The sequence below is a fragment of the Pseudomonas sp. E102 genome (assembly GCF_052660185.1).
In genome coordinates, this window is sequence record NZ_CP084025.1 from 71133 (window position 1) to 96053 (window position 24921).

General features: G+C 60.8%; 25 protein-coding genes. 16 read left to right on the forward strand and 9 right to left on the reverse strand.

Features of this window, described 5'->3' with window-relative positions; genetic code table 11:
* Window positions 1-177: 177 nt before the first annotated feature.
* Window positions 178-1842 (forward strand): energy-dependent translational throttle protein EttA, encoded by a 1665-nt coding sequence (gene ettA, locus DOCECA_RS00335; protein ID WP_420767658.1) that lies wholly within the window; start codon window positions 178-180, stop codon window positions 1840-1842.
* A 58-nt stretch (window positions 1843-1900) separates the two neighbouring features.
* Here the strand turns inward: ettA and DOCECA_RS00340 are convergent, their stop codons facing one another.
* From DOCECA_RS00340 to DOCECA_RS00355, 4 genes are all read right to left on the reverse strand, one after another.
* Window positions 1901-2392 (reverse strand): GreA/GreB family elongation factor, encoded by a 492-nt coding sequence (locus DOCECA_RS00340; protein WP_445571297.1) that lies wholly within the window; start codon window positions 2390-2392, stop codon window positions 1901-1903.
* 70 nt (window positions 2393-2462) lie between these two features.
* A complete protein-coding gene (locus DOCECA_RS00345; protein ID WP_434562226.1) occupies window positions 2463-2819 on the reverse strand; it encodes a hypothetical protein in 357 nt (118 codons plus the stop codon).
* A gap of 104 nt (window positions 2820-2923) precedes the next feature.
* Window positions 2924-4777, reverse strand: a complete 1854-nt coding sequence (locus DOCECA_RS00350) for an Lnb N-terminal periplasmic domain-containing protein (protein ID WP_445571298.1) — start codon at window positions 4775-4777, stop codon at window positions 2924-2926.
* Between the two features lie 88 nt (window positions 4778-4865).
* On the reverse strand, window positions 4866-5354 hold the full coding sequence (locus DOCECA_RS00355) for a DUF3015 domain-containing protein (protein ID WP_420767654.1): 489 nt from the start codon (window positions 5352-5354) through the stop codon (window positions 4866-4868).
* A gap of 274 nt (window positions 5355-5628) precedes the next feature.
* Between DOCECA_RS00355 and DOCECA_RS00360 the strand changes: the two genes are divergently transcribed.
* The 4 genes from DOCECA_RS00360 (at window position 5629) to DOCECA_RS00375 (ending at window position 10065) form a co-directional block, all read left to right on the forward strand.
* Window positions 5629-8067: a Lon protease family protein gene (locus tag DOCECA_RS00360; RefSeq protein WP_434562228.1), complete on the forward strand. Its 2439-nt coding sequence runs from the start codon at window positions 5629-5631 to the stop codon at window positions 8065-8067.
* A gap of 320 nt (window positions 8068-8387) precedes the next feature.
* Window positions 8388-8729 (forward strand): PA4575 family protein, encoded by a 342-nt coding sequence (locus DOCECA_RS00365; RefSeq protein ID WP_420767652.1) that lies wholly within the window; start codon window positions 8388-8390, stop codon window positions 8727-8729.
* A 110-nt stretch (window positions 8730-8839) separates the two neighbouring features.
* A complete protein-coding gene (locus DOCECA_RS00370) occupies window positions 8840-9328 on the forward strand; it encodes a TIGR00645 family protein (protein WP_445571299.1) in 489 nt (162 codons plus the stop codon).
* 119 nt (window positions 9329-9447) lie between these two features.
* Window positions 9448-10065 (forward strand): FKBP-type peptidyl-prolyl cis-trans isomerase, encoded by a 618-nt coding sequence (locus DOCECA_RS00375; RefSeq protein ID WP_003205746.1) that lies wholly within the window; start codon window positions 9448-9450, stop codon window positions 10063-10065.
* An 89-nt stretch (window positions 10066-10154) separates the two neighbouring features.
* Here DOCECA_RS00375 and DOCECA_RS00380 read toward each other — a convergent pair whose 3' ends face one another.
* The 3 genes from DOCECA_RS00380 to DOCECA_RS00390 all read right to left on the reverse strand — a co-directional run bounded on the left by DOCECA_RS00380 (window position 10155) and on the right by DOCECA_RS00390 (window position 12126).
* On the reverse strand, window positions 10155-10412 hold the full coding sequence (locus DOCECA_RS00380; RefSeq protein ID WP_003205743.1) for a PA4570 family protein: 258 nt from the start codon (window positions 10410-10412) through the stop codon (window positions 10155-10157).
* Between the two features lie 204 nt (window positions 10413-10616).
* Window positions 10617-10958: a zinc ribbon domain-containing protein YjdM gene (locus DOCECA_RS00385; protein ID WP_420767650.1), complete on the reverse strand. Its 342-nt coding sequence runs from the start codon at window positions 10956-10958 to the stop codon at window positions 10617-10619.
* Window positions 10959-11157: 199 nt separating this feature from the next.
* A complete protein-coding gene (locus DOCECA_RS00390) occupies window positions 11158-12126 on the reverse strand; it encodes a polyprenyl synthetase family protein (RefSeq protein WP_434562230.1) in 969 nt (322 codons plus the stop codon).
* A 252-nt stretch (window positions 12127-12378) separates the two neighbouring features.
* Here DOCECA_RS00390 and rplU point away from each other — a divergent pair, with 252 nt between their 5' ends.
* From rplU to DOCECA_RS00415, 5 genes are all read left to right on the forward strand, one after another.
* Window positions 12379-12693 (forward strand): 50S ribosomal protein L21, encoded by a 315-nt coding sequence (gene rplU, locus DOCECA_RS00395; protein WP_003176051.1) that lies wholly within the window; start codon window positions 12379-12381, stop codon window positions 12691-12693.
* Window positions 12694-12728: 35 nt separating this feature from the next.
* A complete protein-coding gene (gene rpmA, locus DOCECA_RS00400) occupies window positions 12729-12986 on the forward strand; it encodes a 50S ribosomal protein L27 (RefSeq protein WP_053153633.1) in 258 nt (85 codons plus the stop codon).
* A 191-nt stretch (window positions 12987-13177) separates the two neighbouring features.
* A complete protein-coding gene (gene cgtA, locus DOCECA_RS00405) occupies window positions 13178-14401 on the forward strand; it encodes an Obg family GTPase CgtA (RefSeq protein ID WP_039593902.1) in 1224 nt (407 codons plus the stop codon).
* 235 nt (window positions 14402-14636) lie between these two features.
* On the forward strand, window positions 14637-15755 hold the full coding sequence (gene proB, locus DOCECA_RS00410) for a glutamate 5-kinase (RefSeq protein ID WP_420767648.1): 1119 nt from the start codon (window positions 14637-14639) through the stop codon (window positions 15753-15755).
* A 9-nt stretch (window positions 15756-15764) separates the two neighbouring features.
* On the forward strand, window positions 15765-16229 hold the full coding sequence (locus DOCECA_RS00415) for a CreA family protein (protein ID WP_420767647.1): 465 nt from the start codon (window positions 15765-15767) through the stop codon (window positions 16227-16229).
* Window positions 16230-16415: 186 nt separating this feature from the next.
* On the opposite strand, the gene rpsT is transcribed toward DOCECA_RS00415, so the two are convergent.
* Window positions 16416-16694 carry a 30S ribosomal protein S20 gene (gene rpsT / locus DOCECA_RS00420; protein ID WP_020798646.1) on the reverse strand — a complete coding sequence of 93 codons (279 nt, stop codon included), beginning with the start codon at window positions 16692-16694 and terminating at the stop codon, window positions 16416-16418.
* 254 nt (window positions 16695-16948) lie between these two features.
* On the opposite strand from rpsT, the gene murJ reads away from it, so the two are divergent.
* The 6 genes from murJ (at window position 16949) to ispH (ending at window position 24418) form a co-directional block, all read left to right on the forward strand.
* Window positions 16949-18487: a murein biosynthesis integral membrane protein MurJ gene (murJ, locus tag DOCECA_RS00425; RefSeq protein WP_420767646.1), complete on the forward strand. Its 1539-nt coding sequence runs from the start codon at window positions 16949-16951 to the stop codon at window positions 18485-18487.
* A gap of 129 nt (window positions 18488-18616) precedes the next feature.
* Entirely contained in the window at window positions 18617-19555 is a 939-nt protein-coding gene (gene ribF, locus DOCECA_RS00430; protein WP_420767645.1) for a bifunctional riboflavin kinase/FAD synthetase, read from the forward strand.
* A 13-nt stretch (window positions 19556-19568) separates the two neighbouring features.
* Window positions 19569-22400 carry an isoleucine--tRNA ligase gene (gene ileS / locus DOCECA_RS00435; RefSeq protein ID WP_420767644.1) on the forward strand — a complete coding sequence of 944 codons (2832 nt, stop codon included), beginning with the start codon at window positions 19569-19571 and terminating at the stop codon, window positions 22398-22400.
* Window positions 22393-22905 carry a signal peptidase II gene (gene lspA, locus DOCECA_RS00440; protein ID WP_420767643.1) on the forward strand — a complete coding sequence of 171 codons (513 nt, stop codon included), beginning with the start codon at window positions 22393-22395 and terminating at the stop codon, window positions 22903-22905. Before ileS ends, lspA begins: the two co-directional genes overlap by 8 nt.
* Window positions 22898-23335 (forward strand): FKBP-type peptidyl-prolyl cis-trans isomerase, encoded by a 438-nt coding sequence (fkpB, locus tag DOCECA_RS00445; RefSeq protein ID WP_420767642.1) that lies wholly within the window; start codon window positions 22898-22900, stop codon window positions 23333-23335. The genes lspA and fkpB overlap by 8 nt, the downstream gene beginning before the upstream one ends.
* 135 nt (window positions 23336-23470) lie before the next feature.
* Window positions 23471-24418, forward strand: coding sequence for a 4-hydroxy-3-methylbut-2-enyl diphosphate reductase (gene ispH, locus DOCECA_RS00450; protein ID WP_420767641.1), 948 nt, complete (start codon window positions 23471-23473; stop codon window positions 24416-24418).
* Here the strand turns inward: ispH and DOCECA_RS00455 are convergent.
* Window positions 24372-24911, reverse strand: coding sequence for a GspH/FimT family pseudopilin (locus tag DOCECA_RS00455; RefSeq protein ID WP_434611514.1), 540 nt, complete (start codon window positions 24909-24911; stop codon window positions 24372-24374). The genes ispH and DOCECA_RS00455 overlap by 47 nt on opposite strands.
* Between the last annotated feature and the right edge of the window lie 10 nt (window positions 24912-24921).

Genomic DNA, 24921 nt, shown 5'->3' on the forward strand with positions numbered 1-24921 from the left:
CCAGCCCTCGGCGGCTGGACCTGGACCGACGGTTGAGGTAGCTTTGCCGGTCAAACAAGAGCGTTCCAGCTCCGGATTCCCAGGCTCCATCGGCTCGCAGGCAGTGATCAACATCAACTGCCCGCGCCGCGCATGGCCTGGCTCGTTCTTTTCACTGTCACTGACGCTAGGTTCACCATGGCTCAATACGTCTTCACCATGCATCGGCTGGGCAAAGTTGTTCCGCCGAAGCGGGAAATCCTGAAAAACATTTCTCTTTCCTTTTTCCCTGGCGCCAAGATCGGCGTACTGGGCCTCAACGGCTCGGGTAAGTCCACGCTGCTGAAAATCATGGCCGGCGTCGACAAGGAGTTCGACGGTGAAGCCCGTCCGATGCCCGACCTGAACATCGGCTACCTGCCGCAAGAGCCACAACTGGACCCGACCAAGACCGTGCGTGAAGTGGTTGAGGAAGCGGTCAGCGTGATCAAGGACGCCCAGGCGCGCCTGGACGAGGTCTACGCCGCCTACGCCGACCCGGACGCCGATTTTGACAAGCTGGCCGCCGAACAGGCCAAGCTCGAAGCGATCCTGCAGGCCAGCGACGGTCATAACCTGGATCGCCAGCTGGAAGTGGCCGCCGATGCGCTGCGCCTGCCGGCCTGGGACGCGAAAGTGGAACATCTGTCGGGCGGTGAAAAGCGTCGCGTGGCCCTGTGCCGCCTGCTGCTGTCCGCGCCGGACATGTTGCTGCTCGACGAACCGACGAACCACCTGGACGCCGACTCCGTCGCCTGGCTCGAACACTTCCTGCACGACTTCCCAGGCACCGTGGTTGCGATCACGCACGACCGTTACTTCCTGGACAACGTCGCCGGCTGGATCCTGGAACTCGACCGCGGCGCGGGCATTCCGTACGAGGGCAACTATTCGGGCTGGCTGGAAGCCAAGTCCGATCGTCTGGCCCAGGAGTCCAAGCAGCAGTCGGCCCATGAAAAAGCCATGAAGGAAGAACTGGAATGGGTGCGCAAGGGCGCCAAGGCCCGCCAGTCCAAATCCAAGGCTCGCCTGCAACGCTTCGAGGAAATGCAGTCTCAGGAATTCCAAAAGCGCAGCGAAACCAACGAGATCTACATCCCGGCCGGCCCGCGCCTGGGTGACAAGGTCATCGAATTCAAGAACGTCACCAAGGGCTACGGCGACCGCGTGTTGATCGACAACCTGTCGTTCTCCATGCCTAAAGGCGCCATTGTCGGTGTGATCGGTGGTAACGGTGCGGGTAAATCCACGCTGTTCCGCATGCTGATGGGCAAGGAAACCCCGGACTCCGGCACCATCGAGATCGGTGAAACCGTGCAACTGGCCTGCGTCGACCAGAGCCGTGAGGACCTGGACGGCAGCAAGACCGTGTTCCAGCAGATATCTGACGGTTCCGACCAGATCCGTATCGGCAACTACGAAATCCCGTCGCGCACTTATGTCGGTCGTTTCAATTTCAAGGGCGGCGATCAACAGAAGTTCGTCAAGGATCTCTCCGGCGGTGAGCGCGGTCGCTTGCACCTGGCGTTGACGTTGAAGGAGGGCGGTAACGTCTTGCTGCTCGACGAACCGTCCAACGACCTCGACGTCGAAACCCTGCGTTCCCTGGAAGAAGCCTTGCTGGACTTCCCGGGCGCCGCCATTGTGATCTCCCACGACCGGTGGTTCCTTGACCGCGTGGCAACTCACATCCTGGCGTATGAAGACGACTCCCAAGCGGTGTTCTTCGAAGGCAACTACACCGAGTACGAAGCCGATCGCAAGAAACGCCTCGGCGAAGCCGCCGCCCAGCCGCATCGCGTACGGCACAAGAAATTGGCCTGATTCGGTCGGTTGCATGAAAAACGGAGCCTTCGGGCTCCGTTTTTCATGGGCCGTGGCTTTACTTCAGGTCAATTGCCACCACCTCAATCGATAGATCCCCCGCCGGCCGCTTCCACACCACTTCATCCCCAACCTTCGCCCCCAGCAAGGCCCGCCCCAGCGGCGAGCCCCAGTTGATCAGTCCATTGGCCGCATCGGCCTGGTCTTCCCCAACCAATTGCACACACCGTTCCTGATCGTGCTCATCGGCAAAAGTCACCCAGTGCCCGATTCGCACCTGATCGCAATGGCTCGGCCTAACGACCTGGGCGCTTTGCAGGCGTTGATTGAAATATCGCAGATCCCGTTCGATATCGGCGATACGCTGCTTGTCTGCCCGCTCGCCCTGGGCAGACTGTTGGCTATGCAACTGCTGCAGTTCGGTGACCCGTGCCTGCAATTGAGCAAGCCCCGCCGGCGTGACGTAGTTGGGCTGTGCGCTGACCTGGCGTTCGACCGGTTGATCGGCCTGGGCGGCGGCGTTGTCTTCGTTGACGAAAGCGCGACTCATAGGGTTCTCCTCTGTTGGAGTTTGGGCCATGGTCGCAAGGTTTTGGTTTCGACGGATGTCTCTGAGCGACTCACTGCGTGCGATAGGCCCGAGCGGCGTCGCGATCTTTCTCCTGCTGCCAGGCACGTTCGCGATCGTCCCAGTGGCGTTCGCGGTAGGCGTCACGCTCTTCACTCTCGCGCATGGCCTGGCACTGGCGAAAGCCGTCGCTCCAGCCCTCGGCGTAGCGGGCATCCTTGAGATAACGCGGCACGTCCTTCCTGAACTGGCCTGTGATCACGCCGGCGGCTTGCCGACCGCTACTGCAGCCATCATCGAAACCGTCGGCGAAGGCCGGTGGATAACCTCGGGCAATCAAATCCTCATGGGTTGTTTCACAGCCACCGAGCAACACCAACACCCCCAATACCACCGCCGCGCGCCACATGTTTTGCGTTCCTGCCCGATCCACTCTGCCCGATCCACTCATAAAAGAAGTCTAGAAGCGGATTCGTCAGAAAGGTGTGAAAGCGCGGTGATCAATCCGTTCGTTCAGTAGTGGTACCACTTCACCTCGAGCATCACCTCGTTCTCTGGCGAGGCCAAGTGGCTGAACTCTCGCTGGGCGCTCAGGCGCAGGCCCAGGTTGCGGGACAATTCCCACTGCTGGTTCAGGCTCAGGCTACGGCGTACCTCGCCATTGACGAAGTAATCGCCCTTGGCTTCCAGGCTCAGGTTGCCCAGCGGGTTCTTCCACAGCACGCCGCTGTTGAATCCGGCGGCCGGGGCGATAAATTGAGCGAAATCGTTGTTGTGTTCGACCCGCACCGTGCCTAGTGCAAAGCCCAGTACATCTTCGCCCAGCGCCCAAGTGCCACCCGCGCCGCCGTTGACGTGGCTGACCAATGTTTCATCGTCGTGTTTGCCCGGCACCCGCTCCAGGCCACCAGTGACCTGCCAGGACAACGGTTGCAGCAGCTCGTTGCGCGGGGTCAGGGAGCGGATGGTCGCCAGGTCCAGCTGCTGCACTTGCCAGTCGTTGCCTTCGTACTGGCGCAGCTTTAGTTGAAGGATCTCGATTTGCGCCCCCAGCGGAAAGCTTTCGGCGTTGTCGTTGAGGTCGTGATAGGCCATGCGCAGGCCGTACTCACCGAACGCACGGTCACCCCGCGTACCCAGGCCGGCCTGCCAGGTGCGCGATTCGTGGCCGTCTTCCGGAAGGCCCGGCTGCGGGATGTCCAGTTCCGGCGCGGGGTTCTGGTTGATCGCCCTCAGCAGCTCGAAACTGCGCTGGGCCCGCTGTGGATCGCGCTCCTGGCCGTTGGCGCGATAACGCTCCAGGCGGTAGGCGGCATCGATGATCAGCGCCTGGCGCTCGCGCGGTAGCGCCTTGAAGTCGGGCGTTTGCAATTGTTGCTGGTCGGCGCTGACCTTCAAAACCCACTGCTGCTCATTATCGCTGAGCGGTTCGGCGCGGCTGAGCAACTCTCGCTCCCGGGACGGGCGGTACTGGATGCTTTCCACCAGCCCGGCTTCTTTCACCGCCTTGACGGTGTCGGTGGGGATCGCCGTGAGCGGGAACTGTTCGGTCAGGCGCAGGCTGGGACGGGCGACTTGCAGCAATTCAAGCAGGCGATAGGAGCAGTTTTCGTCGAAGAAGAAATAGTCGAACTGGATCTGCTTGAGCTCCCACACATGCTCGACCATCCGTTCGGTTTCCGCCTGGCTCAGGTTCAGGCGGTATTCCCATAGGTCGCGATTCTCGAGGCTGCGGTATTCGGAGAGTTTTTCCTGGTACGGCACCAGGGCGAACAGGCCAGGGTAGCCGCCCATCAGGCCCTTCCAGGCGTAGAGGATGCTGTTATCCGAACCTTCAATGTAGGCGCCGAAGTTGATCGCGTAGCTGAGCAGCGCGGTCTTGTCGCTTTGCACATCGGCCTGGTCGATGCGCAGCAACGTATGGCCGAACATCGATGACGGGCTGTTCAGGTACGCGGCCGGGAAGATCATCACCGCGCTGTGGGGCGAAACGTCCTTGAACCATTGGGTGTAATCGCTGCAATTGACCGAGGGCAGGTCCGTCAGGTCGAGCTGCGCCTTCAGCCAGCGGGTACGCGCCGGGTACATGCACTGGGCATGCTGCTGGCCGGCACTGGCCGGGCCGTACAGGGCTTGCAGCGTGGCGGTCAGTTCGCGGTCGGGATGCTCGTTGCCGTCGGGTGCGAGGAAGAATTTCTTGTCGCTGATGTAGCTGCGCCAGCCGCCGAGCTTGGCGGTTTCGTAGTGGCCAAGGGAAATCCAGAAGCGGTCATTGGCCAGTTGCTGCAAACGTTGAGGGTCGACATGAGGCGCGGCGGATAGCGGGGCGCACACACAGAGCGCCAGCCAGGCAAGGCGTTTGAGCATAGTCGGCTACTTGGAAGATCGAAAAATAAAGACCGAGAGGGCCCCAGAAAGAAAACCCGCTCCCCGAAAGGAGCGAGTGGTGTCGAGCTTAAGCTTGAGTCGCGTACTTGGCCAGGCGAGGGTCGTTTTTCAGAATGGCCAGGGTGTTGGCATGCACGTCTTCTGCGGTCACGTCAGCCTTGCTGAAGATCTGCTGGAAGTGCTCGTGGGTCACAGCGGAGAAGTGAGCGCGATCTTCCGGCGCCACACCCAGTACCACGGCGTAGGTGGTCAGCGCTTCGCCCTGACCCTTGGCCATGTCTTCGGACAGCTCGTTCATCATGCCATTCATGGCCAGCCAGGACTTGCCACCGTAGGTCAGTGCTGCGTTGGTCGAGCAGCCGTTGGTGCCGGAGGTCATGCCGAAGGTGGCGTTGCCGGAGGTGCCGTTGGTGGTGGATGCGAGGAAGTGGGCCGGGGTGCCACGCTGACCTTCGAACAGCATGTTGCCCCAACCGCAATCCGGGCCGCCCGGCGCCTGAGCCATGGCGTTGATGGATACAGCGGTGAAGAGAGTACCGAGAAGAATCCGTTTCATAGCTATGTTCTCTTTATGTGCATACCAATGGACAGGGTCTGGCCCCTACAGGAGCCAGTGGGCCGGTTATTGTTCCAGCCGCGCAGTTTGGAGTTTAGGCACGATCCGAGGGTTCCGTGACATTTTGCAAAAACATTACTGCAAACCCGTTGCTTGCGGGGCTCTGCGCTGGGTTTTTCCCTCGACTATGCTTTGGCCTGAGACGCTCCTTGCCAGTCAGGTATAGGCAGCGCCAGAATGCCGCTATCTGCCCCGCCTGATGTAAGGAAGCCCGATGCCTGATCCTGTTGCTGCCAGCTTGCGTCTAGCGCCCGAAGCGCTGACCCGTCCGTTTTCCGCTGAACAGTTCAGCTTCTCTACCACCAATGATCTGGAGCCCTTCCGCGGTGTGCTTGGCCAGGAGCGTGCGGTCGAAGCATTGCAGTTCGGTGTGGCGATGCCACGCCCCGGTTACAACGTATTCGTCATGGGTGAGCCCGGTACTGGCCGGTTCTCTTTCGTCAAGCGCTACCTCAAGGCCGAAGGCAAGCGCATGCAGACCCCGTCGGACTGGGTCTATGTCAATAACTTCGATGAGCCTCGCGAGCCACGCGCCCTGGAGCTGCCCTCGGGTACGGCGGGCACGTTCATTGGCGATATCAATGGCCTTATCGACAATCTGCTGGCGACTTTTCCGGCCGTGTTCGAGCACCCGTCCTACCAGCAGAAAAAAAGCGCCATCGACCGCGCCTTCAACCAGCGCTACGACCGCGCTCTCGATGTGATCGAGCGCCTGGCATTGGAAAAGGATGTCGCGCTGTACCGTGACAGCAGCAACATCGCGTTCACGCCGATGAGCGAGGGCAAGGCGCTGGACGAGGCGGAGTTCGCCCAACTGCCGGAGGCCGAGCGCGAGCGGTTCCACGAAGATATTTCCGGCTTGGAGGAGCGCCTGAACGAAGAGCTCGCCAGCCTCCCGCAATGGAAACGCGAATCCAACAACCAGTTGCGTCAGCTCAACGAAGAAACCATCACCCTGGCCTTACAGCCTTTGCTGGCGCCGTTGTCGGAAAAGTACGCCGAGAACGCCGCGGTTTGTGGGTATCTGCAAGCCATGCAGGTCTATCTGCTCAAGACCGTGGTCGAACAACTGGTGGACGACAGCAAGACCGACGCCGTCGCCCGCAAGCTGCTGGAAGAGCAATACGCGCCGAGCCTGGTCGTCGGCCATCCGGCGAGCGGTGGCGCGCCGGTGGTGTTCGAGCCGCACCCGACCTACGACAACCTGTTCGGGCGCATCGAGTACAGCACCGACCAGGGCGCGCTCTACACCACGTATCGGCAGTTGCGCCCAGGCGCCTTGCACCGTGCCAACGGTGGTTTTCTGATCCTGGAAGCGGAAAAGATGCTCGGCGAGCCGTTCGTGTGGGATGCGCTCAAGCGTGCCCTGCAGTCGCGCAAGCTGAAAATGGAGTCGCCACTGGGCGAGTTGGGGCGGCTGGCGACGGTCACCCTGACGCCGCAGCACATCCCGTTGCAGGTCAAGGTCGTGATCATCGGCGCGCGCCAGCTCTATTACGCCTTGCAGGACCTGGATTCGGATTTCCAGGAAATGTTTCGCGTACTGGTGGACTTCGATGAAGACATCCCGATGGGCGACGAGAGCCTGGAGCAGTTTGCCCAGTTGCTCAAGACACGCACCTCGGAAGAGGGCATGGCGCCGCTGACCGCCGATGCGGTGGCGCGCCTGGCGACTTACAGTGCGCGTCTGGCCGAACACCAGGGACGCCTTTCGGCGCGTATCGGTGACCTTTTCCAACTGGTCAGCGAGGCGGATTTCATCCGCCAACTGGCCGGTGACGAGATGACCGATGCCGGTCACATCGAGCGCGCCTTGAAGGCCAAGGCCACCCGCACCGGGCGTGTCTCGGCGCGAATCCTCGACGACATGCTGGCGGGGATCATCCTCATCGACACCGACGGCGCGGCCGTGGGCAAGTGCAACGGGTTGACGGTACTTGAGGTGGGCGACTCTGCGTTCGGTGTCCCGGCGCGCATTTCGGCCACGGTATATCCCGGCGGCAGCGGTATCGTCGACATCGAGCGAGAGGTCAACCTCGGCCAGCCGATCCACTCCAAGGGTGTGATGATTCTCACCGGCTACCTGGGAAGCCGGTATGCCCAGGAATTCCCGCTAGCGATCTCGGCCAGCATCGCCCTGGAACAGTCCTACGGCTATGTGGACGGCGACAGCGCATCCCTCGGCGAAGCTTGCACGCTGATCTCGGCCTTGTCGAAGACGCCATTGAAGCAGTGCTTCGCCATCACCGGCTCGATCAACCAATTTGGTGAAGTGCAGGCGGTGGGTGGGGTCAACGAGAAGATCGAAGGCTTCTTCCGCCTCTGTGAAGCCCGCGGGCTGACAGGCGAGCAGGGGGCGATCATTCCCCAGGCCAATGTTGCGACCCTGATGCTCGATGAAAAAGTGCTGGCCGCCGTGCGCGCCGGGCAATTCCACGTCTACGCCGTGCGCCAGGCCGACGAAGCCCTGAGCCTGCTGGTGGGCGAACCCGCGGGCGAGCCGGACGAGAACGGCGAGTTCCCGGAGGGCAGCGTCAATGCGCGCGTGGTGGAGCGGCTGCGGGTTATCGCGGAAATGATCAGCGAGGACGATATCAAGGAGGCGGAAAAGGAACTGGCGCAGCAGGCGCTGGCGGAGGCCAAGCCTGCTTGAGGTTTTTCTCGATATCGGAAACCTAATTGTGGGAGCGAGCCTGCTCGCGATAGCGGATGGACAGTCGACATCATTGTTGCTGTCCATCCGCCTTCGCGAGCAGGCTCGCTCCCACACTGTTTTGTTGTGGATCATTTTTTCTTAATGCGTCACCAGTTTGGCGTCAATATTCACACTGTGACCGCTCGGCGCATTCTGGTTTCGAAATCCTTCGCCGCCGGAACTTTTCTCCTATCCTCAGTTCAAGGATAACGAGAGCCATCATTGGATCGAAACAGCCCCGCCTGGGCTGAATACCGGATCTACCGAGGGGCGCCGCCATGTCGCGCAACCTTTGCCTTACCCGCCAGTGCCTGGGCCTGGTGACCCGCATTGAATGTGCTGTCCGTCCGCTCGCTGGAGACACGGGCATGTGGACCGTGCTCTTCGCCGCCGGAATGGCCGGCGAGCAACCTTCCGCCATCAAGGCCCAGGGGCCGTTTCCCGGGCCGACCGCCGCAGAAACCATACTCGACACCATCGTCCAGAGCCTGACAACCCACGGTTATGAACTGGCCGACGATCCGCAGATCTGGTCCCTGCACATGCAGGCGCAACTGCGGGAGATCAACGGAGGGCGTTGTCGCAACGTTGGCGGTTTCGAGTTTCGTCCGCTTCAGTGAGTCGTCCAAGGGCATGCTCAGCCAGTAGAACCGCAGGCCGGACCGGCGTTTGTCGGTAGGGGCGTGGCTGGTATACTCGCCGCGTTTTTTCAGCCCTGGTGTGAGACTCAATGGAACGCTTTATCGAAAATGCAATGTACGCCTCCCGTTGGCTGCTGGCGCCGATCTACTTCGGGCTGTCTCTGGGCTTGCTGGCCCTGGCGCTGAAATTCTTCCAGGAAGTCTTTCACGTCATCCCCAACGTGTTTTCCATGGCCGAGTCCGAGCTGATCCTGGTACTGCTGTCGCTGATCGACATGGCGCTGGTGGGCGGTTTGCTGGTCATGGTGATGATCTCCGGCTATGAGAATTTCGTCTCGCAACTGGACATCGATTCCGACAAGGAAAAGCTCAACTGGCTGGGCACCATGGACTCTTCATCCCTGAAGATGAAGGTGGCCGCGTCGATCGTAGCCATCTCTTCCATCCATTTGTTGCGTATCTTCATGGATGCCAAGAATATCGATCCCGACCACCTGATGTGGTACGTGATCATCCACATGACGTTCGTGGTGTCGGCCTTCGCCATGGGGTATCTGGACAAGCTGACCAAGCACTGAGGTTCGTCACGCGCTGCGGCATCTGTGCTAGTCTGCTCGCCCTTTTGGTTCCGGGCGCTCCGGGAGGCGCTGTGTACGCACGGCAACTTCCCGGGCCGTCCGCACAGCGGAGCAGCATCATGTCCGAAGTTAACCTGTCCACCGACGAAACACGCGTCAGCTACGGCATTGGCCGTCAGTTGGGCGACCAACTGCGCGACAATCCGCCACCGGGCGTGAGCCTGGACGCGATCCTGGCCGGCCTGACCGACGCGTTCGCCGGCAAGCCAAGCCGCGTGGGCCAGGACGAGATGTCCGCCAGCTTCAAGGTCATCCGTGAAATCATGCAAGCGGAAGCCGCCGCCAAGGCTGAGGCCGCTGCGGGCGAAGGTCGTGCGTTCCTGGCTGAAAACGCCAAGCGCGAAGGCATCACCACCCTGGCCTCCGGCCTGCAATTCGAAGTGCTGACCCAGGGTGAAGGCGCCAAGCCGACCCGTGAAGACCAGGTGCGCACCCATTACCACGGCACCCTGATCGACGGCACTGTGTTCGACAGTTCCTACGATCGTGGCCAGCCAGCCGAATTCCCGGTAGGCGGCGTGATTCCTGGCTGGACCGAGGCGCTGCAACTGATGAACGCCGGCAGTAAATGGCGTTTGTACGTGCCTAGCGAGCTGGCCTACGGCGCCCAGGGCGTTGGCAGCATCCCGCCGCACAGCGTGCTGGTGTTCGACGTCGAGCTGTTGGACGTATTGTAAGACTCTGTCCGGTTTTTACAGCCGGACAAAAAACTGTGGGAGCGAGCCGCACCATCGCTCCCACAGGTTCTCCCATAGGTTATTTATGCTCATCCATGGAATCTGCCGCTGAAATCACCCGTTGGGCGCAACGCCCGGGCGTAGCAGAACAGGAACAGGTTTCGCACCAACTCCTTTAGCACCAGCGGTTCGCTGGAGTTGAGGCTGTTGAGGTCCAGATCCCCCTGGTCCTGCAGCTCATTCAAGGCTTCTTCTTCAAGCACCGCACAGACTTCCCCGGTTTCCCGGTGCAGGATCCTCAGGTAGGGATGTGGACGGTCCAGCCAGGCATCGATCAAATAAGTCATGGTTCTCATCTCCTTGATGGGTTCGATGAGAATAATTCTTATTCGCTAAATAGCAAGTCTCTATTGGCGCAACGGTTTTTTTCTGACGATGGGTTGTGAAAGCCCAAGCGGGTTGGAATCCCGTGGGGTCGCACAAAATAGGGTTGGGGAGGGGGAAGACAAGCACCATCCCACGCGGGGCATGGGATGGGAAATACAACAGATTCAGACTTTTCTGACGAACTCGGATTTAAGCTTCATCGGGCCGATGCCGTCGATCTTGCAGTCGATATCGTGATCGCCATCGCATAGGCGGATGTTCTTGACCTTGGTGCCAACCTTGACCACCAGGGAAGTGCCCTTGACCTTGAGGTCCTTGATCACGGTAATGGTATCGCCGTCCTGCAGGACGTTGCCGACCGAATCCTTCTTCACGATGTCGTCGGATGGCGCTTGCGCTTCGCCGCCGGCGGACCATTCATGGGCGCACTCCGGGCAGACCAGCTGGGTACCGTCTTCGTAGGTGTATTCGGAATTGCATTTCGGGCAGGGAGGCAACGTGCTCACTAAGGTTCCTTGGTATCAGGAGGGCAAAAGGGCGCACATTGTATAGGGTTTTGTTGCCAGGAGGGTGATACGGGGCTTTTGTGGCGAGGGAGCTTGCTCCCGGTGGGCTGCGCAGCCGCCCCCTTATGGCACTTGCGGTCGCTGCGCAACCGAGCGGGAGCAAGCTCCCTCGCCACAAAAGCTCGCCGTTTTCATGCAATCAATGGGTGCGGGCGACCGCAAACTCGCTCAGTTCCACCAGCGCATCGCGGTACTCGCTGGCCGGTAGGGCGTCGAGGCACTTGATTGCGCGGGCGACGTAGTCCTGGGCCAATTTCGCGGTGTATTCCAGCGATCCGGAAGCTTCGACCGCGATCCGGATGCTTTCCAGGTCCTCGATCCCGCCTTTCTGGATCGCCTGGCGTACCAAAGCTGCCTGTTCAGGCGTGCCTTCACGCATGGTGTAGATCAGCGGCAGGGTCGGCTTGCCTTCGGCCAGGTCGTCACCGACGTTCTTGCCCAGGGTCTCGGCGTCGCCCTTGTAGTCCAGCAGGTCGTCCACCAGCTGGAAGGCCACGCCCAGGTGGTCGCCAAAGGTGCGCAGGGCTTCGCTCTGCTCGCTGGTGGCACCGGCCAGGGCGGCGGCGCTGTGGGTCGAGGCTTCGAAGAGCATCGCGGTCTTGCCGCGAATGACCTCCATGTAGGTTTCTTCGGTGGTGCTGGCATCGCGCACCTTGGACAACTGCAGCACTTCGCCTTCGGCGATGATGCGCGTGGCCTGGGACAGGATCTTCATTACCGGCATCGAGCCCAGCTCGACCATCATTTCGAACGAGCGCGAGTACAGGAAATCACCCACCAGCACGCTCGGGGCGTTGCCCCACATGGCGTTGGCGGTCGAACGGCCACGGCGCATGCCGGACATGTCGACGACGTCGTCATGCAGCAGGGTCGCGGTGTGCAGGAATTCGATGGTGGCGGCGAGCAGGCGCATGTCGTCGCCTTCGCGACCCAGTGCCTTGCCGCACAGTAGCACCAATAAAGGACGCAGGCGCTTGCCGCCGGCCGACGTGATGTAGTCGCCGATTTTCGATACCAGCGGCACGCGGGACGTCAGCTGCTTCTTGATGATACCGTCGACGGCACTAAAATCGTCCGCCACTGCGCGGTAGAAAGCTTGGGGTTGCATCAGCGACAGGCGCTCCAGAAGGGTTGCGCGGCATGCTAGGACCCACGTCCGCAGGTGTCAAGGCGCATGCTTCTACAGTGCGGGGCGGCCACTTGCAAGGCTCGGTCAGCTTGCGTACAATCGCGCACCCTGAACTTCCTGGGCAGCACCTGCCTTACGCAATTGCATCCGGGCCTTCCAGCCCATGCAGCCATGCCAGCCAATACCTCTTCTTATAAAGCGCTGGGTGAGCAGGATTATCGGAGAAATACCATGTCGTATGCAGTAATCGTTACTGGTGGCAAGCAATACAAGGTCGCCCCAGGTGAATACCTGAAGATCGAAAAACTGGAAATCGCTACCGGCGAATCCGTGACTTTTGATCGCGTTCTGTTGGTCGCCAATGGCGATGACGTGAATATCGGCGCTCCAGTCGTTGCTGGCGCTACCGTTGTGGCTGAAGTGATCTCCCAAGGTCGTCACGATAAAGTCCGCATCATCAAGTTCCGTCGTCGTAAGCACCACATGAAGCGTATGGGCCACCGCCAGTGGTACACCGAGATCAAAATCACCGGTATTCAGGCTTAATTTCAGCCTAATTCCTCACTAGGAGAATTGAACTCATGGCACACAAAAAAGCTGGTGGTAGTACCCGTAACGGTCGCGACTCAGAAGCCAAACGCCTTGGCGTGAAGATGTATGGCGGCCAGGCTATCAAAGCGGGCAACATCATCGTGCGTCAGCGCGGCACCCAATTCCACGCTGGCTACGGCGTTGGCATGGGTAAGGATCACACCCTCTTCGCTAAAATCGAAGGCGTGATCAAGTTCGAAGTAAAAGGCGCCTTCGGTCGTCGTTACGTAAGCGTTATCGCAGCTTAATTGCGAGACCGCTGGAAAAGCCCTGTCTTGCGACGGGGCTTTTTCGTTTGTGGGGTGAGTCTCTTGCAAAACTGTTTGTATGGGCTGTCGGCGCTGCGGTTGGGGCGTGTTTTGAGGTCGCTGCGCTCATTTTTGCAAGAGTCTTATGTCTTGTTTTTTTCGGCTCGTCCGTACGGCGAGAGGCGTGTGTCATGAAGTTTGTTGATGAAGTATCGATTCGAGTAAAGGCTGGCGACGGCGGCAATGGCTGCATGAGTTTCCGTCGGGAAAAATTCATTGAAAACGGTGGCCCCAACGGTGGTGACGGGGGCGACGGCGGCTCGATCTACATGCTCGCCGATGAAAACCTCAATACCCTGGTGGACTACCGTTACACCCGGCACTTCGATGCCGAGCGTGGCTCCAACGGTGGCAGCACCGACTGCACCGGCAAGAAGGGCGAAGACCTGATCCTGCGCGTGCCGGTCGGTACCACGGTGATCGATTCCGCCACCCAGGAAGTCATCGGCGACCTGACCAAGGCCGGCCAGCGTTTGCTGGTGGCCCATGGTGGCTGGCACGGTCTGGGCAACACCCGTTTCAAATCCAGTACCAACCGCGCGCCGCGCCAGACCACGCCAGGCAAGCCCGGCGAACAGCGTGACCTGAAGCTGGAAATGAAAGTGTTGGCCGATGTGGGTCTGTTAGGTCTGCCGAATGCCGGTAAAAGTACCTTCATTCGCTCGGTGTCGGCGGCCAAGCCTAAAGTGGCCGACTACCCGTTCACCACCCTGGTGCCAAACCTGGGCGTGGTCAGTGTCGACCGTTGGAAAAGCTTCGTGATCGCCGACATTCCGGGGCTGATCGAAGGCGCTTCCGAGGGTGCCGGCCTGGGCATTCGCTTCCTCAAGCACTTGTCCCGTACCCGCCTGTTGCTGCACCTCGTCGACATGGCGCCTCTGGATGAAACCAGTGCTGCCGATGCTGCCGAAGTCATCGTCAACGAGCTGACCAAGTTCAGCCCGGCCCTGGCCGAGCGCGACCGTTGGCTGGTGCTGAACAAGTGCGACCAGATCCTCGAGGAAGAGCATGAGGAGCGGGTCAAGGAGATCGTCGATCGCCTGGAGTGGGAAGGTCCGGTCTACGTGATCTCGGCCATCGCCAAGGAAAACACCGAGCGTCTGTGCCACGACATCATGCGTTACCTGGAAGATCGCGCCGATCGCCTGGCCAACGACCCGGCCTACAAGGAAGAGCTGGCCGAGCTCGACCAGCGCATCGAAGACGAGGCGCGCGCCCAGTTGCAGGCGCTGGACGACCAGCGTGCCTTGCGCCGCAGTGGCGTCAAGTCGGTCCATGACATCGGTGACGACGATTGGGACGAAGAAGATGTGGATGACGAGGACGGTCCGGAGATCATCTACGTCCGCGACTGATCTTGTGCTGATGCCGGCCGCTTGAAGGCAAAACCTGTGGGAGCGAGCAGGCTCGCTCCCACAAGGATTCTCGTGTGGCTGGCATTAACTGGTCCAGGGCGGTGTTATCATCGCAGCCAGCCGGTTTCCAAGGCGCCGCTCAATCGAGCGGCGTTTTGGTATCTGTAAAACGCAAATACGAATAATCCCATGGGCGGCGCTGGGTCGCGCCGTTCGCTGGCAAAGGTTGAAGAAAATGCGGAGCAAGGTGACGGGTGCGCAGCGCTGGGTCGTCAAGATCGGCAGCGCACTGCTGACGGCGGATGGCAAGGGCCTGGATCGCACGGCTATGGCGGTGTGGGTCGAACAGATGGTGGCCTTGCATGAGGCGGGTGTCGAGTTGGTGTTGGTCTCTTCCGGGGCCGTGGCTGCCGGCATGAGTCGCCTGGGCTGGACGTCGCGACCCAGCGCGATGCATGAGCTGCAAGCTGCCGCCGCCATCGGCCAGATGGGCCTGGTCCAGGCTTGGGAGTCGAGCTTCGCCGAGCATGGTCGCCACACGGCGCAGATCCTGCTGACCCATGACGACCTGTCCGACCGCAAGCGCTACCTCAATGCCCGCAGTACGTTGCGGGCGTTGGTCGAGCTGAAGGTTATCCCGGTTATCAACGAGAACGACACGGTGGTCACCGACGAAATCCGTTTTGGCGACAACGACACCCTGGCCGCGCTGGTGGCGAACCTGGTGGAGGCGGATCTGCTGGTGATCCTCACGGATCGCGACGGCATGTTCGATGCCGATCCACGCAACAATCCCGACGCCAAGCTGATCTACGAGGCCCGCGCCGATGATCCGGCGCTGGATGCCGTGGCGGGTGGTACCGGCGGGGCTTTGGGGCGTGGCGGCATGCAGACCAAGCTGCGCGCGGCGCGCCTGGCGGCCCGCTCCGGGGCGCATACGATTATCGTGGGTGGTCGGCTGGAACGTGTATTGGATCGCCTGAAGGCTGGCGAGCGTATCGGAACATTGTTGTCGCCCGAGCGCGGCATGCTGGCGGCACGCAAGCAATGGCTGGCCGGGCATCTGCAAACCCGTGGCACCTTGGTGCTGGATGCGGGGGCGGTGTCGGCCTTGTCCCAGGGCAACAAGAGTTTGCTGCCAGTGGGCGTGAAGCTGGTCCAGGGCAGTTTTCGTCGCGGCGAGATGGTGGTATGCGTCGCGCCGGACGGTCGCGAAATCGCCCGCGGCCTGGCCAACTACAGCGCGTTGGAAGCGCAGAAAATCATCGGCCAGTCGTCTGATGCGATCGTCGGCTTGTTGGGTTACATGGCAGAGCCCGAATTGGTCCACCGTGACAACCTGATCCTCGTCTAAGGAAAAAACATGGGTATGGCAAAAGGATTGATCGGTTTGCTACTGGCACTGCCGCTGCTGGCTTCGGCCGAGGAAATCGGCCAGGTCTCGACGGTGTTCAAGTTTGTCGGGCCGAACGATCGGATCGTGGTCGAGGCGTTTGACGATCCCAAGGTGGACGGCGTGACCTGTTACCTGTCGCGGGCCAAGACCGGTGGTGTAAAAGGCGGTCTGGGCCTGGCCGAAGATCGCGCCGAGGCGTCCATCGCCTGTCGGCAGGTCGGGCCCATCAGCTTCAAGGGCGACCTCAAGGACGGCGAAGAGGTGTTCCGCGAGCGCACTTCGTTGGTGTTCAAGACCATGCAGGTGGTGCGGTTCCTCGACAAGAAGCGCAATACGCTGGTGTATCTGGTCTATAGCGATCGCGTGATCGAGGGCAGCCCGCAAAATGCGGTGACGGCGATTCCGATCCTGCCGTGGGCTCGGGCTCAATAACCTGACGCTCAATGCCCCTGTGTGGGAGCGAGCCCGCTCGCGATACGGTGTGTCAGGTGGCATCAATGCTGCTGGCAAACAGCATTCGCGAGCAAGCTCGCTCCCACAGTTTTTTTGCTGTGTGGTTGATAAATCGCAGGCAATAAAAAACCGACCCTGAGGTCGGTTTTTTAACGAGCGCGTCGCTTAGGCAGCAGCGGCAACGTTCAAGGCCTTTACGTGGCCATTCAGGCGGCTCTTATGGCGAGCAGCCTTGTTCTTGTGGATGATGCCTTTATCGGCCATGCGGTCGATAACTGGCACAGCCAGAACGTAAGCAGCTTGTGCTTTTTCAGCGTCTTTTGCGTCGATGGCCTTGACTACATTCTTGATGTAGGTACGGACCATGGAACGCAGGCTGGCGTTGTGGCTGCGACGCTTCTCAGCCTGTTTTGCACGTTTTTTGGCGGAAGGTGAGTTGGCCACCGTCGAGCTCCTCGAAAGACTTTTTAGGAAATAGCAAACAAAATAGGCCGCGAATCATGCCGATGAGTTGAGGTCTTGTCAAGGGCGGGTGACACGTTCCGCTGAATGGCAGGTGCGGCGCACCGAATGATTTCTTTCCGGCGTGCGACCTGTAAACTCGCGGGCTTTGGCGCTGTGCTGTTTAGCGGCGCGGAGTATCGCACAAGTGGGCGCATTGTTCGCCTGCTGTTTATCGACAGGCAAAAACTCTTTTCATGAATCTGCTTAAATCGTTGGCTGCCGTCAGCTCTATCACGATGCTTTCCCGTGTCCTGGGATTCGTTCGCGATACGCTGATCGCCCGGATATTCGGTGCCGGAATGGCCACCGACGCCTTCTTCATTGCGTTCAAATTGCCCAACCTGCTGCGGCGAATCTTTGCCGAAGGGGCTTTTTCCCAGGCCTTCGTGCCGATCCTGGCGGAATATAAAAGCCAGAAGGGCGACGAGGCGACCCGCACCTTCATCGCCTATGTAACGGGGTTGCTGACGCTGGTGTTGGCACTTGTCACGGCCGCCGGCATGCTCGCCGCGCCTTGGGTGATCTGGGCCACCGCGCCAGGGTTCACCGACACGCCGGAAAAGTTCCAGCTCACCTCGGATCTGTTGCGGGTGACCTTTCCTTATATATTGCTGATTTCCCTGTCCTCGCTGGCCGGGGCGATCCTCAATACCTGGAACCGCTTTTCGGTGCCGGCCTTCGTGCCGACGCTGCTCAATGTCAGCATGATCGTGTTTGCGTTGTTCCTGACGCCGTATTTCGATCCACCGGTAATGGCTCTGGGATGGGCGGTATTGGTGGGTGGCCTGGCGCAGTTGCTCTATCAACTGCCGCACCTGAAGAGGATCGGCATGCTGGTGCTGCCGCGGCTGAACCTGCGCGACAGCGGCGTGTGGCGCGTCATGAAGCAGATGCTGCCGGCGATTCTCGGTGTCTCGGTGAGTCAGATCTCGCTGATCATCAACACCATTTTTGCCTCGTTTCTGGTGGCTGGCTCGGTGTCGTGGATGTACTACGCCGACCGCTTGATGGAGTTGCCGTCCGGCGTGCTGGGCGTGGCGCTGGGCACGATTCTGCTGCCGACCCTGGCCAAGACCTACGCCAGCCAGGATCGCCATGAGTACTCGCGGATCCTCGATTGGGGCCTGCGCCTGTGCTTCGTGCTGGTCCTGCCTTGCGCGCTGGCGTTGGGGATCCTCGCCGAGCCGCTGACCGTTTCCTTGTTCCAGTACGGTCAATTCAATGCATTTGATGCCCTGATGACGCAGCGGGCACTGATTGCCTATTCGGTGGGGCTGCTCGGGATCATCGTGATCAAGGTCCTTGCGCCAGGTTTCTATGCCCAGCAGAACATCCGCACGCCGGTGAAGATCGCGGTCTTCACGCTGGTGATGACCCAACTGTTCAACCTGCTGCTCATCGGTCCCCTGGCCCATGCCGGCCTGGCCTTGGCAATCAGTGCAGGGGCCTGCCTCAACGCTGGGCTGCTGTTCTATCAACTGCGCAAGCAGAAGATGTATCAACCGCTGCCGGGCTGGGGCAAGTTCGGCCTCAAGCTGCTGGTCGCCGTGGCGGTGATGTCGGCGGTATTGCTGGCTGGGATGCACTTCATGCCGGCTTGGGGCGAAGGGCAGATGCTCGAGCGTTTCCTGCGCCTGGGCGTGTTGGTCGTGGCGGGCGTGGTGGCGTATTTCGGCATGTTGCTGCTGATGGGGTTCCGTTTGCGCGACTTCAATCGCAAAGCCTTGAACTGAGCACCTGCTCTGTATGATCACGGGCCCGACGGCGGTTTTGTCGGTTCGATCACTTTGGGTTACGGTGTTGCCTGTCACCGACCGCCGGGTGTGGTTATAATCGGCCACTTTATGAGCAAGAAGCGCGTTATGCAGCTGGTTCGAGGCCTTCACAACCTGCGTCCCCGCCATCGGGGCTGTGTCGCCACCATTGGCAACTTCGACGGTGTCCACCGTGGTCACCAGGCTATCCTGGCGCGGCTGCGCGAGCGTGCGCTGGAATTGGGCCTGCCCAGCTGCGTGGTGATCTTCGAGCCGCAGCCCCGGGAGTTTTTCGCCCCTGACACCGCTCCGGCCCGCTTGGCGCGGCTGCGGGACAAGCTGCAGCTGCTGGCCGCCGAAGGCGTCGACCGGGTCCTGTGCCTGGCCTTCAACCAGCGCCTGAGCAAACTCAGTGCCGCCGAATTCGTCGATACCATCCTGGTGGATGGTCTCGATGTGAAACACTTGGAAGTCGGCGATGACTTCCGTTTTGGCTGTGATCGGTCCGGAGATTTTGATTACCTGCAACAGGCAGGTATCGCCCAGGGCTTCACGGTTGAAGCGGCGCAGACCGTCGAGATGGACGGTTTGCGCGTCAGCAGCACCCAGGTCCGCAACGCCTTGGCGGCCGCCGACTTCGAATTGGCCGAGCGCTTGCTCGGCCGGCCGTACCGGATTGCCGGGCGGATCCTGCATGGGCAGAAACTGGCGCGTCAATTAGGCACGCCAACGGCCAATGTGCAGCTCAAGCGCCGTCGTGTGCCGCTCACCGGGGTGTTCCTGGTGAGTGTCGACATCGATGGCAAGACCTGGCCCGGCGTCGCCAATATCGGTGTACGGCCGACGGTCCAGGGAGATGGCAAGGCCCATCTCGAAGTACACATTCTGGATTTTGCCGGCGATCTGTATGACCGGCGTTTGACGGTGGTTTTCCACCAGAAGCTGCGTGAAGAGCAGCGTTTTGCCTCTCTGGAGGCGCTCAAGACGGCGATCCATGCAGATATCGCCGCCGCCCGTGCCCTTGTCGCAACCAGCGCCAATCGCTAATGAAGAGCCTTAAATGACCGACTATAAAGCCACGCTAAACCTTCCGGACACCGCCTTCCCAATGAAGGCCGGCCTGCCTCAGCGCGAACCACAGATTCTGCAGCGTTGGGACAGCATTGGCCTGTACGGAAAGTTGCGCGAAATTGGCAAGGATCGTCCGAAGTTCGTCCTGCACGACGGCCCTCCGTACGCCAACGGCACCATCCACATCGGTCACGCGCTGAACAAGATTCTCAAGGACATGATCATCCGCTCCAAGACCCTGTCGGGTTTTGACGCGCCGTATGTCCCGGGCTGGGACTGCCACGGCCTGCCGATCGAGCACAAGGTCGAGGTGACCCACGGCAAGAACCTGGGCGCGGACAAGACCCGCGAGCTGTGCCGTGCCTATGCCACCGAGCAGATCGAAGGGCAGAAATCCGAATTCATCCGCCTCGGCGTGTTGGGCGACTTCGCCAACCCGTACAAGACCATGAACTTTGCGAACGAAGCCGGCGAAATCCGTGCCTTGGCGAAAATCGTCGAGGGTGGCTTCGTGTTCAAGGGCCTCAAGCCCGTGAACTGGTGCTTCGATTGCGGTTCGGCCCTGGCCGAGGCGGAAGTCGAGTACGAAAACAAGAAGTCCTCGACCATCGATGTCGCATTCCCGATCGCCGATGAAGACAAGCTCGCCGCCGCGTTCGGCCTGGGCAAGCTGGCCAAGCCGGCGGCTATCGTGATCTGGACCACCACCCCGTGGACCATCCCGGCCAACCAGGCGCTGAACGTCCACCCGGAATTCAACTACGCCCTGGTCGATGTCGGTGACAAGCTGCTGGTGTTGGCCGAAGAGCTGGTCGAATCCTGCCTGGCCCGTTACGGCCTCGAAGGTTCGGTGGTTGCCACCGCGCCAGGTTCGGCGTTGGAACTGATCAATTTCCGCCATCCGTTCTACGACCGTCTGTCGCCGGTGTACCTGGCCGACTACGTGGAACTGGGCGCGGGCACCGGCGTGGTTCACTCCGCGCCGGCCTATGGCGTTGACGACTTCGTGACCTGCAAGAAATACGGCATGGTCAACGATGACATCCTCAACCCGGTGCAGAGCAATGGCGTGTACGTGCCGTCGCTGGAATTCTTCGGCGGCCAGTTCATCTGGAAAGCGAACCCGGCCATCGTCGACAAGCTGACCGAAGTCGGCGCGCTGCTGCACACCACCGTCATCGAACACAGCTACATGCACTGCTGGCGCCACAAGACCCCGCTGATCTACCGTGCCACGGCACAGTGGTTCATCGGCATGGACAAGCAGCCCACCAGCGGCGACACCCTGCGCCAGCGTTCGCTCAAGGCTATCGAAGAGACCCAGTTCGTGCCGGCCTGGGGCCAGGCGCGCCTGCACTCGATGATCGCCAACCGTCCGGACTGGTGCATCTCTCGCCAGCGCAACTGGGGCGTGCCGATTCCGTTCTTCCTGAACAAGGAAAGCGGCGAGCTGCACCCGCGTACTGTCGAGCTGATGGAACAAGTTGCCCAGCGCGTCGAAGCCGAAGGCATCGAAGCCTGGTTCAAGCTGGACGCCGCCGAGCTGCTGGGCGACGAAGCGCCGCTGTACGACAAGATCAGCGACACCCTGGACGTCTGGTTCGACTCCGGCACCACCCACTGGCACGTGCTGCGCGGTTCACACCCGATGGGCCACGAGACCGGCCCGCGCGCCGACCTGTACCTGGAAGGTTCGGACCAGCATCGCGGCTGGTTCCACTCGTCCTTGCTGACCGGTTGCGCCATCGATAACCACGCGCCGTACCGCGAGCTGCTGACCCACGGCTTCACCGTCGACGAGTCCGGCCGCAAGATGTCCAAGTCCCTGGGCAACGTGATCGCGCCGCAGAAAGTCAACGACACCCTCGGCGCTGACATCATGCGCTTGTGGGTTGCGTCCACCGATTACTCCGGCGAGATGGCGGTTTCCGAGCAGATCCTGCAACGCAGCGCCGACGCCTACCGGCGAATCCGTAACACCGCGCGTTTCCTGCTCTCGAACCTGACCGGCTTCAACCCGGCCACCGACCTGTTACCGGCCGAAGACATGCTCGCCCTGGATCGCTGGGCCGTGGACCGTACCTTGCTGCTGCAACGCGAATTGCAGGAACACTACGGCGAATACCGTTTCTGGAACGTCTACTCCAAGATCCACAACTTCTGCGTGCAGGAGCTCGGTGGTTTCTACCTCGACATCATCAAGGATCGCCAGTACACCACCGGTGCCAACAGCAAGGCGCGCCGTTCCTGCCAGACCGCGCTGTTCCACATCAGCGAAGCGCTGGTGCGCTGGATCGCGCCGATCCTGGCGTTCACCGCCGATGAGCTGTGGGAATACCTGCCGGGCGAGCGCAATGAATCGGTGATGCTCAACACCTGGTACGAAGGCCTGACCGAACTGCCGCAAGGCTTCGAGCTGGACCGTGCGTACTGGGATCGAGTGATGGCGGTCAAGGCAGCGGTCAACAAGGAAATGGAAATTCAGCGGGCGGCCAAGGCCGTCGGCGGCAACCTGCAGGCCGAAGTGACGCTCTACACCGAAGACGCCCTGGGCGCCGACCTGGCGAAACTGGGCAACGAGCTGCGCTTCGTGCTGATCACCTCCACCGCCAGTGTCGCGCCGTTGGCGCAGGCGCCGGCCGATGCTGTGGTCACCGAAGTGAGTGGCCTGAAGCTCAAGGTGGTCAAGTCGAGCTTCGTCAAATGCGCCCGTTGCTGGCACTGCCGTGAAGACGTCGGCGTGAACCCGGAGCATCCGGAAATCTGCGGTCGTTGCGTCGACAACATCAGCGGCACAGGCGAGGTTCGCCACTATGCCTAATGTGGCGGGCCGTTTCGGGCGGCTGGGCTGGCTCTGGTTGAGCGTGTTGGTGCTGGTGATCGACCAGGCCAGCAAGTACTACTTCGAGGGTTCGTTGACCCTGTACCAGCAGATCGTGGTCATTCCTGACTACTTCAGCTGGACCCTGGCCTACAACACCGGTGCAGCGTTCAGCTTCCTGGCCGACAGCTCGGGCTGGCAGCGCTGGCTGTTCGCGCTGATCGCCGTGGTGGTCAGCGCCGTGCTGGTGGTCTGGCTCAAGCGCCTGGGGCGTGACGAAACCTGGCTGGCGGTGGCGCTGGCCTTGGTCCTGGGTGGGGCGCTGGGCAATCTCTACGATCGGATTGCCTTGGGCCACGTCGTCGATTTCATCCTGGTGCATTGGCAGAATCGCTGGTACTTCCCCGCGTTCAACTTTGCCGACAGCGCCATCAGCGTGGGCGCCGTGATGCTCGCCCTGGATATGTTCAAGAGTAAGAAAACCGGAGAAGCCGTCCATGACTGAGCAGCGTATCGCTCAAAACACCGAAGTGAAGCTTCACTTCGCCCTGCACCTGGAAAACGGCGACACGGTCGACAGCACTTTCGACAAGGCGCCGGCGGTGTTCAAGGTCGGCGACGGCAACCTGCTGCCGGGCTTCGAGGCGGCGCTCTTCGGTTTCAAGGCCGGCGACAAGCGCACCGTGGTCGTTCCACCGGAAAATGCCTTTGGTCAGCCCAACCCGCAAAACGTGCAGACCATGCCACGCTCGCAATTCCAGGACATGGAACTGTCCGAGGGCTTGCTGGTGATTTTCAACGATGCGGCCAACGCCGAGCTGCCGGGTGTGGTGAAGGCTTTCGACGATGCCCAGGTGACGGTGGACTTCAACCATCCATTGGCGGGCAAGACCTTGAGTTTCGAAGTGGAAATTCTTGAGGTCAAGGCGGTTTAAGGTTTAACGGCAATTATCGCCCCCACAATACCTGTGGGAGCGAGCCTGCTCGCGAAAGCTGAGTCACAGTCGCCATCGAGTTGACTGATCCACCGTATCGCGAGCAGGCTCGCTCCCACAGACACGAGGCACAGCATGCAAATCAAACTCGCCAACCCCCGTGGCTTCTGCGCTGGCGTGGACCGGGCGATCGAAATCGTCAACCGCGCCCTGGAAGTCTTCGGGCCTCCGATCTACGTGCGCCATGAAGTGGTGCACAACAAGTTCGTCGTCGAGGACCTGCGCAGTCGCGGGGCCATTTTCGTCGAGGAACTGGACCAGGTGCCGGACGACGTCATCGTGATCTTCAGTGCCCACGGCGTTTCCCAGGCGGTGCGTACCGAAGCCGCCGGTCGCGGCCTGAAGGTGTTCGACGCCACATGCCCATTGGTCACCAAGGTTCACATCGAGGTGGCCCGCTACAGTCGTGACGGCCGTGAATGCATCCTGATCGGGCATGAGGGCCATCCGGAAGTTGAAGGCACCATGGGCCAGTATGACGCCAGCAACGGCGGCGCCATCTATCTGGTCGAGGACGAGGAAGACGTGGCGGCCTTGCAGGTGCGCAATCCTGAAAAGCTCGCTTTTGTCACCCAGACCACTCTGTCCATGGACGACACCAGTCGGGTGATCGATGCTTTGCGTTCGCGCTTTCCGGCTATCGGCGGACCGCGCAAGGATGACATCTGCTACGCGACCCAAAACCGTCAGGACGCGGTCAAGCAACTGGCCAACGAATGCGATGTGGTCCTGGTGGTCGGCAGCCCGAACAGCTCCAACTCCAATCGCTTGCGCGAACTGGCCGAGCGCATGTCCACCCCGGCCTACCTGATCGATGGTGCCGAAGACATGCAGCGCAGCTGGTTCGACGGCGTCGAGCGGATCGGCATCACCGCCGGCGCTTCCGCGCCGGAAGTCCTGGTACGTGGCGTAATCGAGCAGTTGCAGGCCTGGGGCGCCACCGGGGCTGACGAGCTGGCCGGTCGCGAGGAAAACATTACGTTTTCGATGCCGAAGGAACTGCGCGTCCGCTCCCTGCTTTAAGTCCTTTTGCGCACAGGGCCTGTTCGGCTTCGATACTTTCCAGACGGACGCGGCCGGAGGGCGCCAATATCACCTGGTGATGGCTGACCGGTTCGCGCTTGGCGCAGACATGCAGCGTGCCGGCCTGGAAAGAGCCATTGAGGTGCAGCGCTTCCCCCTGGCTGCCGAATCTCACCCTGCGTTTGACCGTCGAGTTGCCGATCACCCGAGCGTGTGCGCTGCGCTCCATCAGCAAGGTTTTCTCCTTGTTGTCCAGCGTGATCCGCCAGCCTTTGCCCCAATCGTTGTCTATTCCTTGTATCAGCACCCGGCGGTTGCGCGTGATGGCTTCGCTGCGGGCGCTGCGCAACCCGCTGAGCAGCAAATGCGCCGTGTCCTCGCGCTGCATGGATTCGATCAGCTCTTTGCAGCTTGTGCCGGCCCACGGCAGAACAATCGCGGCAATTGCCAGTCCCATGAGCAGTTCGAGCAGGCTGAAGCCTTGTTGGTACATGACGTCTCCT

What these genes read in the sequence shown, in the direction of transcription:
- ettA (WP_420767658.1), top strand. Translation starts at nt 178, where the DNA reads ATGGCTCAATACGTCTTCACCATGCATCGGCTGGGCAAAGTTGTTCCG.
- DOCECA_RS00340 (WP_445571297.1), bottom strand. Translation starts at nt 2,392, where the DNA reads ATGAGTCGCGCTTTCGTCAACGAAGACAACGCCGCCGCCCAGGCCGAT.
- DOCECA_RS00345 (WP_434562226.1), bottom strand. Translation starts at nt 2,819, where the DNA reads ATGTGGCGCGCGGCGGTGGTATTGGGGGTGTTGGTGTTGCTCGGTGGC.
- DOCECA_RS00350 (WP_445571298.1), bottom strand. Translation starts at nt 4,777, where the DNA reads ATGCTCAAACGCCTTGCCTGGCTGGCGCTCTGTGTGTGCGCCCCGCTA.
- DOCECA_RS00355 (WP_420767654.1), bottom strand. Translation starts at nt 5,354, where the DNA reads ATGAAACGGATTCTTCTCGGTACTCTCTTCACCGCTGTATCCATCAAC.
- DOCECA_RS00360 (WP_434562228.1), top strand. Translation starts at nt 5,629, where the DNA reads ATGCCTGATCCTGTTGCTGCCAGCTTGCGTCTAGCGCCCGAAGCGCTG.
- DOCECA_RS00365 (WP_420767652.1), top strand. Translation starts at nt 8,388, where the DNA reads ATGTCGCGCAACCTTTGCCTTACCCGCCAGTGCCTGGGCCTGGTGACC.
- DOCECA_RS00370 (WP_445571299.1), top strand. Translation starts at nt 8,840, where the DNA reads ATGGAACGCTTTATCGAAAATGCAATGTACGCCTCCCGTTGGCTGCTG.
- DOCECA_RS00375 (WP_003205746.1), top strand. Translation starts at nt 9,448, where the DNA reads ATGTCCGAAGTTAACCTGTCCACCGACGAAACACGCGTCAGCTACGGC.
- DOCECA_RS00380 (WP_003205743.1), bottom strand. Translation starts at nt 10,412, where the DNA reads ATGACTTATTTGATCGATGCCTGGCTGGACCGTCCACATCCCTACCTG.
- DOCECA_RS00390 (WP_434562230.1), bottom strand. Translation starts at nt 12,126, where the DNA reads ATGCAACCCCAAGCTTTCTACCGCGCAGTGGCGGACGATTTTAGTGCC.
- rplU (WP_003176051.1), top strand. Translation starts at nt 12,379, where the DNA reads ATGTCGTATGCAGTAATCGTTACTGGTGGCAAGCAATACAAGGTCGCC.
- rpmA (WP_053153633.1), top strand. Translation starts at nt 12,729, where the DNA reads ATGGCACACAAAAAAGCTGGTGGTAGTACCCGTAACGGTCGCGACTCA.
- cgtA (WP_039593902.1), top strand. Translation starts at nt 13,178, where the DNA reads ATGAAGTTTGTTGATGAAGTATCGATTCGAGTAAAGGCTGGCGACGGC.
- proB (WP_420767648.1), top strand. Translation starts at nt 14,637, where the DNA reads ATGCGGAGCAAGGTGACGGGTGCGCAGCGCTGGGTCGTCAAGATCGGC.
- DOCECA_RS00415 (WP_420767647.1), top strand. Translation starts at nt 15,765, where the DNA reads ATGGGTATGGCAAAAGGATTGATCGGTTTGCTACTGGCACTGCCGCTG.
- murJ (WP_420767646.1), top strand. Translation starts at nt 16,949, where the DNA reads ATGAATCTGCTTAAATCGTTGGCTGCCGTCAGCTCTATCACGATGCTT.
- ribF (WP_420767645.1), top strand. Translation starts at nt 18,617, where the DNA reads ATGCAGCTGGTTCGAGGCCTTCACAACCTGCGTCCCCGCCATCGGGGC.
- ileS (WP_420767644.1), top strand. Translation starts at nt 19,569, where the DNA reads ATGACCGACTATAAAGCCACGCTAAACCTTCCGGACACCGCCTTCCCA.
- lspA (WP_420767643.1), top strand. Translation starts at nt 22,393, where the DNA reads ATGCCTAATGTGGCGGGCCGTTTCGGGCGGCTGGGCTGGCTCTGGTTG.
- fkpB (WP_420767642.1), top strand. Translation starts at nt 22,898, where the DNA reads ATGACTGAGCAGCGTATCGCTCAAAACACCGAAGTGAAGCTTCACTTC.
- ispH (WP_420767641.1), top strand. Translation starts at nt 23,471, where the DNA reads ATGCAAATCAAACTCGCCAACCCCCGTGGCTTCTGCGCTGGCGTGGAC.
- DOCECA_RS00455 (WP_434611514.1), bottom strand. Translation starts at nt 24,911, where the DNA reads ATGTACCAACAAGGCTTCAGCCTGCTCGAACTGCTCATGGGACTGGCA.